The following is a 13,715-nucleotide window of genomic DNA, read 5'->3' as shown; positions in this document are numbered from 1 at the left end:
CATCAGCGTTACTTGAAAGCCGGGGTTGGCCATAGGCATGGAAGAACAGAACGGCGAAGAGCAGGTTCGCCGGGGTTGGCTGCGCTGGCTGGGTGTCGGCACGGGGTCGCTTGCGCTGGTGCTGGTTGCGCTGTGGACCCAGCGCGCGCCGATCGCGGAAAATTTCGTCAGCCGCGAACTTAACAGGCGCGGGGTGCAGGCCAATTATGATCTGGTCGATGTCGGCCTGCGCACCCAGCGGATCGAACATATCCTGCTGGGCGATCCCGCCAATCCTGATCTGACCGCCGACTGGGTCGAAGTAGACATCGCCTTTGCCGGCCTGACGCCGCAGGTCGCCGCGGTGCGCGCCGGTGGCGTGCGGATGCGCGGCTCATATAATGCCGGCGTGCTGCGCCTGGGCGAACTCGACAAATTCCGCGATCCCGATTCGACCGCGCCCTTCAGCCTGCCCGACATTCTCCTCTCGCTCGCCGACGCGCGGCTGCGTCTCGATACCGACGCTGGCCAATTGGGGATGCGGATCGACGGGGAGGGTAATTTGCGCTCCGGCTTTCGCGGCAAACTCGCCGCCGTCATGCCCCGCGCCGCCTTCGCCAGTTGCGGCCTGACCGAAGGGAGCGCCTCGCTAGCCCTCGCCATGGATAAGGGCCGCCCGCATGTCACCGGTCCGGTTCGCGCCGCCGCGCTGGCCTGCCGCGACAGTGCCGCCATAGCCCGCCCGGTCGCCACGCTCGACCTGACGCTTGGCGCGGCCTTCGACCGCTGGAGTGGCCATGTCGATCTGGCGGGCGAGGCGCTCAAGGCCAGCGGCATCGTCCTTGCCGCACCCAAAGGTCGCGTTGATTTCGACGGCACAGCTGCCGCCACCAGCGGCCGCGCCCGCATTGGCGCACAGGCGCTGGCGGGGCAGGGGGCAATGCTCGAACAGGCCGCCCTGAATGGCACATGGTCGGTCAAGAGCGGCGAAACCGCGCTGCAAGGCGAACTCTCCGGCCGCCAGCTCCGCGTTTCCGGCCGCGATCCGCTGGCTACCCTGCGCGCCTCGACCGTCGGCACCCCGGTGGCGCCACTCGCCGCCCGCCTCGCCGACGCGGTGCGCCGCGCAGGCGACAGCAACCAGATCCGCACCCGCTTCGCCCTGGTCCAGCGCGGCGCAACTGGCAGCCTCGTCCTGACCGACAGTCGCCTCACCGCGCGCAGCGGCGCACAGGCAGGCCTTGCCCCCGATGGCCGTATCACGCTCGGCTGGCCCGGCCGTGCCGGGTCTGCGCTCGACTGGGCGCTCGAAGGCGCGTTGCGTACAGAGGGCGGTGGCCTGCCCGACGCCGCGCTTCGCCTCGCGCGCCGTCCCGGTGGCGGCTTTGGCGGCGAATTGTTCGTCAATCCCTATGCCGCAGGCGACGCGCGCCTTGCCATCGACCGCGTCCGCTTCCTCGCCCAGCCCGACGGCACCACCCGCTTCTCCACCGCGCTGCGGCTCGACGGCCCGCTGCCCGACGGTCGCGTGCGCGGCCTCAGCCTGCCGATCGAGGGGCAGCTTGCCGCCAATGGCGCGCTGGCGATCAACCGCCGCTGCGTCCCTTTGTCGCTGCTCGAAGGCCGCTATGGTGCCTTCGCCATTGGCCAGACCCGCCAGACGCTCTGCCCGCCGGGCGGCGGCGCATTGTTCGCCATGGGACCAAAGGGGGTGAGCGGCGGTGCGGACATCCGCGATCTGGCGCTCACCGGCACCAGCGGCGACAGCCCGCTGCGCCTGACCGCCGATCATGCCCGCATCGCGCTCGGCCAGACCGGTTTCGCGCTCGCCAATCCCGCGCTGACGCTAGGCCCGAACGATGCGCCGGTCCGCCTGAGCGCCGCCAGCCTGGACGGCGCAATGACTGCGCGTGGCATGAATGGCAAAGTCAGCGGGGCAGGGGGCCAGATCGGCACCGTCCCGCTAATCGCGGAACAGGGCAATGGCACATGGAGCTTTGCCAATAGTGCGCTCGATTTCCGCGCCGCCATGACCGTGCGCGATTCGCAGTCGCCCGTGCGCTTCAACCCGCTCGCCGTCCCCGTTTTCGCCCTGACCTTCAAAAATGGCCGCATCGCTGCCACCGGCACGCTGACTGCACCGCGCAATGGCGCAACCGTGGCCCGCACCGTGATCGCGCATGAGCTTGACAGTGGGAAGGGTCATGCCGACCTGACCGTCCCCGGCCTCGCCTTCGGTCCCACCCTCCAGCCCGACGAAGTCACCCCACTGGCACTCGGCGTCGTCGCCAATGTCGCGGCGACCGTGACCGGGGAGGGGCGGATCGACTGGACCGGATCAGCCGTCACCTCCACCGGCACCTTCCGCACCGACAATGCCAATCTCGCCGCCGCCTTCGGCCCGGTGCAGGGGCTGTCAGGCGAAATCCGCTTCACCGACCTGATCAACATGGTCACTGCGCCGGGCCAAACGGTGAAGATCGCCTCGGTCAATCCCGGCGTCGAAGTTCGCGACGGCACGGTCCGCTACCGACTGGAAGCCGGGCAGAAGGTGCGAATCGAGGGCGGCGGCTGGCCTTTCTCCGGGGGGCAACTGGTGCTGCTCCCCACCACCATGGATTTCAGCGCCGATGTCGATCGCTATTTGACCTTCCGCGTCATCGGCCTGGATGCGGGCGCGTTCATCCAGGCGATGGAGCTGGACAATATCTCGGCCACCGGCACGTTTGACGGGCTGATGCCGCTGATCTTCAACGCGCAGGGCGGGCGGATCGCGGGCGGGGTGCTGGTCGCCCGGCAACAGGGTATGCCGCCGCTGCTGATGCCCGAAGGTGTGCTGCCGACCATCCCCTGCGACCCCGCGCTCCAGTCCGGCGTCCTCTCCTATGTCGGCCCGGTGTCGAACGAACAATTGGGCACGATGGGGCGGCTGGCCTTCGACGCGCTCAAAAATCTGCAATATAAATGTCTGACAATCCTGATGGATGGCGCGCTGGACGGCGAAATGGTTACGAACGTCGTGTTCAACGGCATTAATCGCGGCCAGCTGGGCGGCGCACCGGCAGGGCTGGCGCGCAACTTCACTGGCCTGCCTTTCCTCTTCAACGTACGCATTTCCGCGCCGTTCCGGGGACTGCTCGGCACCGCCCAGTCCTTCATCGACCCGTCGCAACTGATCCAGAACAGCATTGGCGACCAGATGCAGGCGAACATGAAGAGCAAATTGAACGAAAGCCTTGCGGTTCAGCCTGTGGAAAGCGACAACGTGCCAAACGGGGAGCACAAATGAAGAAGCAAGCAATCATGATGGCGGGTTTCGCCGGTCTGGCCCTTGGGGGCTGTATTCAGGTCAAGGCGCCTGACAAGCCGATCGAAATCAATCTGAATGTGAAGGTGCAGCAGGAGGTCGTCGTGCGCCTGCAACGTGACGCACAGGACCTCATCCAGAATAACCCGGAGTTGTTCCCGCAATGACACGCAAGATTCTCCTGATCGCCGCCGGTGCCGCTGTCGCGCTGGCCACCGGCTTCGCGATGACCGCGCCCGCCCGCGCCCAGACCGGCGCCGTGGCCAGCGCGATGGCGGCCGGCACCGTGGGCGAACAGGCCGACGGCTATCTCGGCATCGCCGGGACGGTGGGGGCCGATGTCCGCGCCGAAGTCGAATCGATCAATATCAAGCGCCGCGCCGCCTATACCCAACTGGCCAGCCAGCGCGGCGTGACCGTGCAGGACGTCGCCGCCGCCACCGGTTGTCAGACGCTCAGCAGCCGGGTCAAGACCGGGCAGGCCTATCGCATCGGCGCTGGCGCGTGGCAGACCAAGGGCGCAGGCGCGATCGCGCTGCCCTCTTACTGCGCAACCGCGGGCTGAAAATCCCGCTCTGGCGGACTTTTCTCATTCCTTCGTTCGGGTGGGGCAATCTCTGCCCAACCATGGTTGACTATCCGCAATCGCCTTTCTAAACGGGCCGCGCCTTGACGGGTGCAGCCGCAAGCGCCATGCCGCCTGCCATAAGGGGTCGAACCCGGATGGAGGATGATCATGGTTGCGGATGGACCCGGACAGGACCCGGCGGGGGAGGACGCGCGCATCACGTCTCTGGAAGAGCGGATCGCGCGCGCTGAATCCGTCGAAAAGGTCAGGCAGGGGGCTGTGGAGCAGCAGGCGGACGATGGGTCTCGCCTGGGCAACCGGGTTCTTGCGGAACTGATCGGCGGTCTTGTCGGCGGTGCGTTGATCGGCTGGGTTCTCGACCGGCTGTTTGGCACATCCCCATGGCTCCTGCTCGTTTTCCTCGGTCTTGGCATCGTGGCGGCGTTCAGGAACATCATCAGATTGACGACGACGAAGCGTCCCCCGGAATAAGGGACGCTTTTGTCTGGGAGCGGTTTCTAATCAGATGGAATCATCTGATGACTCGGAAACCGCGCAAAAGTATAGATTTAGAGCGGTTCGTAAACCGCTCTAATCCGACGGTTTAGACGTAACAGGGGTCCAGCGTGGCAGAATCCGGCAAAATCGATCCGATGCATCAATTTGCGATCGAACCCCTGTTCGGTACGGATCATCTGTCGCTCGGCGGCTTCAACATCGCCTTCACCAACAGCGCCCTCTATATGGTGCTGGCTGCTGTGGTGCTGTGGATCTTCGTGATCGGCGGCATGAAGCGCGAACTGGTCCCCGGTCGCTGGCAGATGGCGGTCGAATATATGACCGGCTTCATCAAGAACCTGCTGATCGCGAATATCGGTGACAAGGGGCGCAAATATATCCCCTACGTCTTTTCGCTCTTCATGTTCATCCTGCTGGCCAATCTGCTTGGCATGTTGCCGCTGGGCCTGGTCGGGCTTCACCCCTTCACCTTCACCAGCCATTTCACCGCCACCGGCGTGCTGGCGATCATGAGCTTCTCGATCGTCCTGATCGTCGGCTTTGCCAAACATGGCTTCCATTTCTTCTCGCTCTTCATTCCGCACGGCACGCCCGCGCTGATGATCCCGCCACTCTTCCTTATTGAACTCGTCTCCTTCATGGTGCGTCCGTTCAGCCTGGGCCTGCGACTGTTCGTCGCGATGACCGCTGGCCACGTCCTGCTGAAGGTGCTTGCGGGCTTCGTCATCAACAGCGCCAATGCGTCGCCTGCCCTGGGCCTCACCGTCGGCACCGCCAGCTTCATCCTGATGATCGGCATCAGCGCGCTGGAAATGCTGGTCGCCGTGATCCAGGCCTATGTGTTCGCGCTGCTGACCTCGGTCTATCTCAACGATGCCGAGAACCTGCATTAAGATTTCCGTAATTTCGTCAACATTATCAATATTCTAACGAAGGAGTTTACGACATGGACGCAGAAGCCGCAAAGCTGCTCGGTGCTGGCCTGGCCGCCATCGGTGCGGGCATCGCCGCCCTCGGTGTGGGCAACGTGTTCAGCGCATTCCTCGAAGGCGCGCTGCGCAATCCGGGTGCTGCTGATGGCCAGCAGGGTCGTCTGTTCATCGGTTTCGCCGCGGCGGAACTTCTGGGTCTGCTGGCGTTCGTTATCGCCATGATCCTGGTGTTCGTGGCCTGACACGGTTCGGACGCGGGCAGGGCGGTATCGTGCCGCTCCGCCCGCATCCCCTTAAATTGACCGCGCCCTGATCGGACGGATAGATATGCCTCAAATCGCGCAAATTGCCGAAACCTACTCCAGCCAGATTTTCTGGTTGCTGTTGACCTTCGGCTTCGTGTTCTTCGTCATCGGCCTCGGCATGGTGCCCAAGGTTCAGGGTACGGCGGACGCGCGCGACGCGAAGATCAGTGGTGATCTGGACGCGGCCAAGGCCGCCTTCGCCCGCGCCGACGAAGCGGAAGCCGACTATCGCGTCCGTGACGCGCAAAGCCGTGCCGCCGCCCAGGCGACGCTGGTTCAGGCCAAGGCGCAAGCCGCCAAGGCATCCGAAACCAAGCTCGCCGCCGCCGATGCCGAAGTCGCCGCCAAAATCGCGGCTGCCGAAGCCCGGATCAAGGCTGCAAGCGACGCCGCTCTGGCAGAAATTGAAACCGTCGCTGCCGATGCGGCACGCGACATGGTGGCCCGTATCGCTGGCGTGCAAGCGTCGGACGATGCAGCCCGCAACGCAGTAAAGGCGGCACTGGCCCATGGCTGAGGCAGCAGCACAGCATCAGGGCGAAACGCCCCCGACCCTCGACCAGGCGATCCATGCCGAAGGGATGGAGCCGGTCGGCACCGTCGCGCATGAAGGCGTCGCCCCCCATACGGACCCCAAAGCGGTCGGCATGGACGCCACCGCCTGGGTCAGCCTGGCCATGGCAGCCTTCATCGCCATCCTCCTGTTCAAGAAGGTGCCGGCGCTGATCGGCGGCGTTCTTGACGGCCGGATCGCGCAGATCAAGGCCCAACTCGCCGAAGCCTCCAAGCTGCGCGCCGAAGCTGACGCGCTCAAGGCGGAATATGAGGCGAAACTCGCCGCCGCCACGGGTGAAGCCGAAGCGATGCGCAAGTCTGCCGAGCATGAGGCCGAAACCCTGCTGGAGGATGCCCGCACCAACGCCGCCGACCTGGTCGTCCGCCGCCAGAAAATGGCCGAGGACAAGATCGGCGCCGCCGAACGCGCTGCCATCACCGCCATCCGCGCCCGCGCCGTCAACGCCGCGACGAGCGCTGCCGCCAGCCTGATCGCTCAGGGCCATAATGCCAGCGCCGACAAGGCCATGGTCGACAGCGCCATCAAGGGACTTGGCCCGGTCGTCTGACCACCGCGCGCCAGACAAAACGCAAAAGGGCCGGGCGCAATCCCGGCCCTTTTTCGTTGGCACGGAAATCCCCCCTGCAAGGGGAGGGGAATTGCATATGTCTTTTCATTATTTCTACAACGTCATCCTGAACTTGTTTCAGGATCCATTGTGCCCCAAACGCCGCCGCGCGTGACGAGAAATGGATGCTGAGCCGAAGGCCAGCGCAGCTAAACAAGTTCAGCATGACGATGAAGGGGGGCAGTTTCATATGCGCAATAGCACTGCCGGAAGGGGGGAGGCTTCTCTGTAGCCCTTACCCCCCACCGCCCCCATTGCGATCCCCGCCCGGCACGCTATCTCCATCCCCATGTCGCAACCCCAATCCCCCGACCGTTTCAATGAGGACAAGGCCAGCTACACGGTCCGCGGCTCCGGCACCCCCGACCTTGACGTCGGGATAGAGGCGATCCGCACGACGCTGCGCACGCTGCCGACCCGGCCCGGCGTGTACCGGATGCACGACGCGCGCGGCGACGTCCTCTATGTGGGGAAGGCGCGCGCGCTCAAGAATCGCGTCGCCAATTATACCCAGGTCGACCGGCTCCCCCGCCGCTTGCAACGCATGGTCGCCCAGACCCGCAGCATGACCATCGTGACCACCAACAGCGAGGCGGAAGCCCTGTTGCTGGAGGCGCAACTGATCAAGCGCTACCGCCCGCCCTACAACGTCCTGCTGCGCGACGACAAAAGCTTCCCCTTCATCCTGCTGCGGGAGGATCACGCCTTCCCCCGCGTCCAGAAACATCGCGGCGCGCGCAAGGCGAAGGGCCGCTATTATGGCCCCTTTGCCAGCGCAGGCTCGGTCACCCGCACCATCAACGCGCTGCAAAAACTCTTCCTGCTCCGCTCCTGCACCGACAGCTTCTTCGCCAACCGATCGCGCCCCTGCCTCCTCTATCAAATCAAGCGCTGCTCGGCCCCCTGCGTCGATCGCATCGACCCGGACGGCTATGCCGAACTGGTCCGCGACGCGCAGGATTTCCTCGGCGGCAAATCGACCAAGGTGCAGCAAAAGCTCGGCACCGCAATGCAGGCCGCGTCCGACGCGATGGATTTCGAGCAAGCCGCGGTCATCCGCGATCGCCTCAAAGCCCTGACCTTTATTCAAGGGTCGCAGGCGATCAACGCCGAAGGCCTTGGCGACGCCGACATTTTCGCGCTGGCGCAAAAGGGCGGGGCGATGTGCATCCAGGCCTTCTTCATTCGCGGCGGCCAGAATTGGGGGCATCGCAGCTTCTTTCCGGTTCACACCGCAGAGGTGGCCGAGGATGAAGTGCTGGCCAGCTTCATGGCCCAATTTTACGAGGAAGTGCCGCCCCCCAAGCTGGTCCTGACCGACCGCGCGCCCGCGGAATGCGAATTGATGGCGCAGGCGCTGACCGAACGGATCGGCAGCAAGGTCCGCATCGAAGTCCCCCAGCGCGGCGATCGCACCCGCCTGATCAAGCAGGCGCAGCGCAACGCAGTGGAGGCGCTCGACCGCCGCCTCGCCGAAACGACCAGCCAGGGCAAGATACTCGACGAGCTGGTCGAGACGTTCGGGCTGGATGGCGTCCCCGACCGCATCGAAATCTACGACAACAGCCATATTCAGGGAGCGCACGCGCTTGGCGCCATGGTCGTTGCCGGACCCGAAGGCTTCCGCAAAAACGCCTATCGCAAGTTCAACATGAAAAATCCCGAAATCTCCAACGATGATTTCGCGATGATGCGCGACATGTTCGAACGCCGCTTCGGCCGCGCCCAGCGCGAGGACCCGGACCGCGACAGCGGCGAATGGCCCGATCTGGTGCTGATCGACGGCGGCAAGGGCCAGCTATCAGCCGCCCGCGCGATGCTGGAGGAAATGGGCATAGAAGATGTCACCATGATCGGCGTCGCCAAGGGGCCACATCATGGCCGCGACGGGCGGGAGGTTTTCCACCTGATGGATGGCCGTGAACTGATGCTGCCGGTCAATCACCCCGTCCTCTTCTACCTCCAGCGCCTGCGCGACGAAGCCCACCGCTTCGCCATCGGCGCCCACCGCGCCAAACGCAGCAAGGCGATCACCGTCTCCTCGCTCGACGAAGTTCCCGGCATCGGCCCCGCCCGAAAGAAAGCCCTGCTCATGCATTTCGGCACCGCCCGCGCCGTCCGCGACGCGGCCCTGGAGGATCTGGCCCGCGCGCCCGGCGTCTCCACAGCTGTGGCGCAGCAGGTCTATGACTATTTTCATGGGTGATGGCGGGCTAGGATAGGCCATGTCCATCCTCGCCACCCCCGCTATCGTCTGTTCGCTGCGCCCCCATGGCGAACATGGCGCGATTGCGCGGCTGTTGACACCCGATCATGGTCTGATCGCGGGCTATGTGCGGGGCGGGCGGTCCCGTGCGATGCGCCCGGTGCTGCTCCCCGGCAATGCTGTGGCCGCGACCTTTCGCGCACGGACGGAGGAGCAGCTTGCCGGACTGACCGTCGAACTGGCACATAGCCGCGCACCGCTCCATGCCGAACCCTTGCCCGCCGCCGCGATCGACTGGGCCTGCGCACTCACTGCCATCGCCCTGCCCGAAGGGACGCCCTATCCCGCGCTCCATAGCGCGCTCGACGGCGTGCTGGGCGCGATAGAGGCGGCCCCCGCAGCACGCGGCTGGGCGGTGGCGCTTGTGCGCTACGAATTGCTGCTGCTCGCCGAACTGGGCTTTGGCCTTGACCTGACCCGCTGTGCTGCGACGGGTGACGCGACCGACCTTGCCTATGTCAGCCCGCGCAGCGCAGCGGCGGTCAGTCGGTCAGGGGCAGTCGGCTACGAAAACCTGCTGCTGCCGCTCCCGTCCTTCCTGCTGGAGGGAGGGACAGGCGAATGGAGCCAGATCATCGACGGACTGCGCCTCACCGGCTTCTTCCTTGAACGCTCCGTCCTCACCGATTGGCGCGCCGATGTGCTGGCCGCAAGGGAAAGGTTGGTCGATCGTCTAAAAAGAGCGGTTGCGTGAAGGGGGGCATGGCCATAAGCGTCCCGCACATTTTCCGTCATTCCCGCGAAGGCGGGAATCCATCTCCGCCCCTCTCCACAGGCGCGCGGTTGGGAGATGGATCCCCGCCTTCGCGGGGATGACGCTCTGTTGAGGATAGGATGAACATGCTCATTGCCCTGTTTCCCGGAGACGGCATCGGTCCCGAAATCGTTGATCAGGCCAAGCGCGTGCTGGATGCGCTGGCGATTGACGGCCTGACCTATGAACATGGGCTGGTTGGCGGCGCGGCCTATAAGGCGGTCGGCCATCCGCTCCCGCCCGAAACGCTGGAGCTGGCCAAGCGCGCCGATGCTATCCTGTTCGGTGCGGTGGGTGATCCCGATTGCGACGCTCTGGAACGGCATCTGCGTCCTGAACAGGCGATATTGGGCCTGCGCAAGGAACTGGGCCTCTTCTCGAACCTGCGTCCGGCAAAGGTGTTTCCCGAACTGGCCGGTGAATCCGCGCTCAAGCCCGAAGTGGCTGGTGCCATCGACCTGCTGATCGTGCGCGAAACCAATGGCGACGTCTATTTCGGCGAAAAGGGCTTCCGCACCACCGCCGACGGCCTGCGCGAAGGCTATGACGTCATGTCCTATAACGAAGCCGAAGTGCGCCGCATCGCCCATAGCGGCTTTCAGGCCGCCCGCGCCCGTCGCGGCAAGCTCTGCTCAGTGGACAAAGCCAATGTGCTGGAAACCAGCCAGCTGTGGCGCGACGTGGTGATAGAGGTATCGGCGGACTATCCCGACGTCGCGCTCAGCCACATGTATGTGGACAATGCCGCGATGCAGCTGGTCCGCAACCCCGGCCAGTTCGACGTCATCGTCACCGGCAACCTGTTCGGCGACATATTGTCGGATCAGGCCAGCATGTGCGTCGGCTCCATCGGAATGCTGGCGTCGGCCACGCTGAACGGCAGCGGGCAGGGGCTGTATGAACCGATCCACGGCTCCGCCCCCGACATCGCCGGCACTGGCAAGGCCAATCCGCTCGCCACCATACTGTCGGCGGCGATGATGCTGCGCTATTCGCTGGGGATGCCCGAACAGGCTGACCGGATCGAGAAGGCCGTGGCAAAGGCGCTGGCCAATGGCGCTCGTTCGCCTGATCTGGGCGGTGCGATGAATACGGTGGACATGGGCGATGCGGTTCTGGCGGTCCTCTGACCGTCCGCCGCATCCCTTAAGATTTTGCTGCCCCGTCGTTCTAAGTAGAAAACGGGGACGCACCTATGTCGATAACATTGAAGCAGGATCATGAAGCCTTGCGGGTGATGATGCGCGAATTCGCGCACGTCATGCGAACCAGCGGCATCGAAGCCCTGCCGGATATAGCGCGAAAGCGCATCGCTTTCTCTCAATTGTTTCGTGAACATATGGGGCGAGAGGATGCCTGTGCCCTGGCCCTGCGCGATGGCCATCTGGCGGCGCAGGCCGATCCACTGTTGCGCGAACATGGCCGGGCGATCCGTGCCCTGTTCCTGCTGTACAGCGATCATATCAAATATTGGACGCCCACCCTGATCGCGCAGGACTGGAGCGGCTATCTTGAAGCCGTACTCGCCCTGCAAGGCGAATTGGCTGAACGGATGGCGTGGGAAGAACGGAACCTGCATCCGCTGATGGATGCGCAGCCACGTCGGGCGGCCTGATTGAAGGCCAATTCGTCGGTAACGGTTCTGTCCTGGTCCCGGCGCGGCAGTTAGAGCGCCGGGATGACCGACTTCTCCCTCGCCTCGCTCCGCTCTGCCGCCGCGATGGTTCATGCGCAGGTGCCGCCGACCCCGCAATATGTCTGGCCGCTGCTCGCCGCGCGCGCCGGATGCGAGCTGTGGGTCAAGCATGAGAATCACACCCCCACCGGCGCGTTCAAGGTGCGCGGGGCTATCACCTATATCGACTGGCTCCGCCGCACTCACCCGCACGTCACCGGCATCATCACCGCGACACGCGGCAATCATGGTCAGGCGCAGGTCCGCGCCGCCACTGCCGCCGGGCTGAAGGCGACGATTGTCGTTCCCCACGGCAATGCGCTGGAAAAGAACGCCGCAATGCGCGCGTTCGGCGCAACCCTGATCGAACATGGCCATGATTTCGACAGCGCCAAGGCAGAAGCCCTCCGCCTGTCCGCCGAACAAGGGCTGTTCATGGTCCCGGCCTATCATGACGAGCTGGTCCGGGGCGTCGCCAGCTATGGCCTGGAACTGTTCGACGCCGTGCCGGACATCGACACCGTCTATGTCCCCGTCGGTTGCGGTTCAGGCCTGTGCGGCACCATCGCCGCGCGCGATGCGCTGGGCCTGAACACCAAGGTCGTGGGCGTCGTGTCCGCCCATGTCGATGCCGCCAAACGCTCGTTCGAGGCGGGCCGGTTGCTCGCCAGCCCCACGGCTTACACTTTTGCCGATGGCGTCGCCGTTTGCACCCCGGTGCAGGCCGCTCTCGACTATTTCGGTCCCCGTGCCGATCGCTTCGTTGCCGTCACTGATGATGAAGTTGCGGCTGCGATCCGCCATTATTGGCAGGACACCCATAATCTGGCCGAAGGGGCAGGGGCCGTTGCGCTCGCCGCCGCGCTACAGGAAAAGGACGCGATGCGGGGCAAGAAGGTTGCAGTTATCCTGTCGGGCGGTAATGGCGACATGAGCCAGATGGCCGAAATATTGGGCGGCGCTACCCCGGTGGTGCGGCAAGACATGCGGAAAGCGATATGAAGCGGAAAAGCGGTCAGAACCCGGAGATCACGAAGAACTGGAAGCCAGCCACGCTGGCCATCCGGGGCGGCACCGCGCGCAGCGAATGGGGCGAAACCTCCGAAGCGCTCTTCCTGACCAGCGGCTACAGCTATGACCGGGCGGAGGACGCCGCCGCGCGCTTCGCCGGTGAACAGCAGGGCATGACCTATTCGCGCCTCCAGAATCCGACCGTGGAGATGCTGGAACAGCGTATCGCCCTGCTCGAAGGGGCAGAGGCCTGCCGCGCGACCGCCACCGGCATGGCGGCGATGACGGCCGCTCTGTTGTGCCAGCTGTCGGCGGGCGACCATGTCGTCGCGGCCAAGGCGGCCTTTGGCTCCTGCCGTTGGCTGACCGACACGCTGCTGCCCAAATTCGGGATCGAAACCACCACGATCGACGCGCGCGACACCGCCGCATGGGAAGCCGCAATCCAGCCCAATACCAAGGTGTTTTTCTTTGAAACCCCCGCCAATCCGACCATGGACGTGGTGGACCTGCGCGCCGTCTGCGCCATTGCCAGGGCGCATGGCATCACCAGCGTCGTCGACAATGCCTTCGCCTCGCCCGCGCTCCAGCGGCCAATGGAGTTTGGCGCGGACGTCGTTGCCTATAGCGCGACCAAGATGATGGACGGGCAGGGCCGGGTGCTGGCGGGGGCGATTTGCGGCACGCGCGACTGGATCGACAATGTCCTGCTGCCCTTCCACCGCAACACCGGCCCGACGCTCAGCCCGTTCAACGCCTGGGTGGTGCTGAAAGGTCTGGAAACGCTCGACCTGCGCATCCGCCGCCAGAGCGAGAATGCGCTCAAGGTTGCCGCCTTCCTCGAAGGCCGCGTGGCCAAGGTTCTCTACCCCGGCCTCGAAAGCCATCCCCAGCATGCACTCGCCATGTCGCAGATGGACATGGCCGGTCCCATCTTCTCGCTCTATGTCGGCGGTGGCCGGGCGGAGGCGCATGGTCTGCTCAACGGTCTCGAACTGGTCGATATCAGCAATAATATCGGCGACTCGCGATCGCTCATGACCCATCCTGCCTCCACCACCCATTTCGGCATGGCCGAAGCGGCGCGGCTGGAGGTCGGCATTACCGAGGATATGCTGCGCCTGAACGTCGGACTGGAAGATGCCGACGATGTGATCGCTGATCTTGATCGCGCGCTTACATCAATAGGACGTTGACGGGAGGCCTCGGCCAAGC

14 protein-coding genes are annotated in these 13,715 nt (G+C 64.8%); all 14 read left to right on the top strand.

Annotated features, from left to right (window positions below; genetic code table 11):
* Nucleotides 1-37: 37 nt before the first annotated feature.
* The 14 genes from D0Z70_RS16090 (at nt 38) to D0Z70_RS16025 (ending at nt 13,696) form a co-directional block, all read left to right on the top strand.
* Nucleotides 38-3,268 carry an intermembrane phospholipid transport protein YdbH family protein gene (locus D0Z70_RS16090; RefSeq protein ID WP_119748248.1) on the top strand — a complete coding sequence of 1,077 codons (3,231 nt, stop codon included), beginning with the start codon at nt 38-40 and terminating at the stop codon, nt 3,266-3,268.
* Nucleotides 3,265-3,453 carry a YnbE family lipoprotein gene (locus tag D0Z70_RS16085; RefSeq protein ID WP_017182713.1) on the top strand — a complete coding sequence of 63 codons (189 nt, stop codon included), beginning with the start codon at nt 3,265-3,267 and terminating at the stop codon, nt 3,451-3,453. The genes D0Z70_RS16090 and D0Z70_RS16085 overlap by 4 nt, the downstream gene beginning before the upstream one ends.
* Entirely contained in the window at nt 3,450-3,851 is a 402-nt protein-coding gene (locus D0Z70_RS16080) for a YdbL family probable chaperone protein (RefSeq protein ID WP_119748246.1), read from the top strand. Before D0Z70_RS16085 ends, D0Z70_RS16080 begins: the two co-directional genes overlap by 4 nt.
* 171 nt (nt 3,852-4,022) lie before the next feature.
* A complete protein-coding gene (locus D0Z70_RS16075; protein WP_119748295.1) occupies nt 4,023-4,346 on the top strand; it encodes an AtpZ/AtpI family protein in 324 nt (107 codons plus the stop codon).
* 134 nt (nt 4,347-4,480) lie between these two features.
* Nucleotides 4,481-5,266: a F0F1 ATP synthase subunit A gene (locus D0Z70_RS16070; RefSeq protein WP_119748244.1), complete on the top strand. Its 786-nt coding sequence runs from the start codon at nt 4,481-4,483 to the stop codon at nt 5,264-5,266.
* A gap of 53 nt (nt 5,267-5,319) precedes the next feature.
* A complete protein-coding gene (locus D0Z70_RS16065) occupies nt 5,320-5,547 on the top strand; it encodes a F0F1 ATP synthase subunit C (protein ID WP_006961951.1) in 228 nt (75 codons plus the stop codon).
* An 85-nt stretch (nt 5,548-5,632) separates the two neighbouring features.
* Nucleotides 5,633-6,127 (top strand): F0F1 ATP synthase subunit B family protein, encoded by a 495-nt coding sequence (locus tag D0Z70_RS16060; RefSeq protein ID WP_119748243.1) that lies wholly within the window; start codon nt 5,633-5,635, stop codon nt 6,125-6,127.
* On the top strand, nt 6,120-6,734 hold the full coding sequence (locus tag D0Z70_RS16055) for a F0F1 ATP synthase subunit B family protein (protein ID WP_119748241.1): 615 nt from the start codon (nt 6,120-6,122) through the stop codon (nt 6,732-6,734). Before D0Z70_RS16060 ends, D0Z70_RS16055 begins: the two co-directional genes overlap by 8 nt.
* A gap of 349 nt (nt 6,735-7,083) precedes the next feature.
* The gene (gene uvrC / locus D0Z70_RS16050) at nt 7,084-9,000 is read left to right on the top strand and encodes an excinuclease ABC subunit UvrC (protein ID WP_119748239.1); all 1,917 of its coding nucleotides are present in this window, start codon (nt 7,084-7,086) and stop codon (nt 8,998-9,000) included.
* A 19-nt stretch (nt 9,001-9,019) separates the two neighbouring features.
* Nucleotides 9,020-9,754, top strand: a complete 735-nt coding sequence (gene recO, locus D0Z70_RS16045; protein ID WP_119748236.1) for a DNA repair protein RecO — start codon at nt 9,020-9,022, stop codon at nt 9,752-9,754.
* A 146-nt stretch (nt 9,755-9,900) separates the two neighbouring features.
* The gene (leuB, locus tag D0Z70_RS16040; RefSeq protein ID WP_119748293.1) at nt 9,901-10,944 is read left to right on the top strand and encodes a 3-isopropylmalate dehydrogenase; all 1,044 of its coding nucleotides are present in this window, start codon (nt 9,901-9,903) and stop codon (nt 10,942-10,944) included.
* Nucleotides 10,945-11,009: 65 nt separating this feature from the next.
* Nucleotides 11,010-11,429, top strand: a complete 420-nt coding sequence (locus D0Z70_RS16035) for a hypothetical protein (RefSeq protein WP_119748234.1) — start codon at nt 11,010-11,012, stop codon at nt 11,427-11,429.
* A 63-nt stretch (nt 11,430-11,492) separates the two neighbouring features.
* Nucleotides 11,493-12,491: a threonine dehydratase gene (locus D0Z70_RS16030; protein WP_119748232.1), complete on the top strand. Its 999-nt coding sequence runs from the start codon at nt 11,493-11,495 to the stop codon at nt 12,489-12,491.
* Nucleotides 12,488-13,696, top strand: a complete 1,209-nt coding sequence (locus D0Z70_RS16025) for a trans-sulfuration enzyme family protein (protein ID WP_119748230.1) — start codon at nt 12,488-12,490, stop codon at nt 13,694-13,696. The genes D0Z70_RS16030 and D0Z70_RS16025 overlap by 4 nt, the downstream gene beginning before the upstream one ends.
* Nucleotides 13,697-13,715 lie beyond the last annotated feature (19 nt).

The organism is Sphingobium terrigena (assembly GCF_003591655.1).
Taxonomy (GTDB): domain Bacteria; phylum Pseudomonadota; class Alphaproteobacteria; order Sphingomonadales; family Sphingomonadaceae; genus Sphingobium; species Sphingobium terrigena.
Note: the sequence above shows the minus strand (reverse complement) of the source record. Positions and strands in the feature narration are given on the sequence as shown.

What these genes read in the sequence shown, in the direction of transcription:
- D0Z70_RS16065 (WP_006961951.1), top strand. Translation starts at nt 5,320, where the DNA reads ATGGACGCAGAAGCCGCAAAGCTGCTCGGTGCTGGCCTGGCCGCCATC.
- D0Z70_RS16035 (WP_119748234.1), top strand. Translation starts at nt 11,010, where the DNA reads ATGTCGATAACATTGAAGCAGGATCATGAAGCCTTGCGGGTGATGATG.
- D0Z70_RS16080 (WP_119748246.1), top strand. Translation starts at nt 3,450, where the DNA reads ATGACACGCAAGATTCTCCTGATCGCCGCCGGTGCCGCTGTCGCGCTG.
- D0Z70_RS16055 (WP_119748241.1), top strand. Translation starts at nt 6,120, where the DNA reads ATGGCTGAGGCAGCAGCACAGCATCAGGGCGAAACGCCCCCGACCCTC.
- D0Z70_RS16075 (WP_119748295.1), top strand. Translation starts at nt 4,023, where the DNA reads ATGGTTGCGGATGGACCCGGACAGGACCCGGCGGGGGAGGACGCGCGC.
- uvrC (WP_119748239.1), top strand. Translation starts at nt 7,084, where the DNA reads ATGTCGCAACCCCAATCCCCCGACCGTTTCAATGAGGACAAGGCCAGC.
- D0Z70_RS16090 (WP_119748248.1), top strand. Translation starts at nt 38, where the DNA reads ATGGAAGAACAGAACGGCGAAGAGCAGGTTCGCCGGGGTTGGCTGCGC.
- leuB (WP_119748293.1), top strand. Translation starts at nt 9,901, where the DNA reads ATGCTCATTGCCCTGTTTCCCGGAGACGGCATCGGTCCCGAAATCGTT.
- recO (WP_119748236.1), top strand. Translation starts at nt 9,020, where the DNA reads ATGTCCATCCTCGCCACCCCCGCTATCGTCTGTTCGCTGCGCCCCCAT.
- D0Z70_RS16085 (WP_017182713.1), top strand. Translation starts at nt 3,265, where the DNA reads ATGAAGAAGCAAGCAATCATGATGGCGGGTTTCGCCGGTCTGGCCCTT.
- D0Z70_RS16030 (WP_119748232.1), top strand. Translation starts at nt 11,493, where the DNA reads ATGACCGACTTCTCCCTCGCCTCGCTCCGCTCTGCCGCCGCGATGGTT.
- D0Z70_RS16025 (WP_119748230.1), top strand. Translation starts at nt 12,488, where the DNA reads ATGAAGCGGAAAAGCGGTCAGAACCCGGAGATCACGAAGAACTGGAAG.
- D0Z70_RS16060 (WP_119748243.1), top strand. Translation starts at nt 5,633, where the DNA reads ATGCCTCAAATCGCGCAAATTGCCGAAACCTACTCCAGCCAGATTTTC.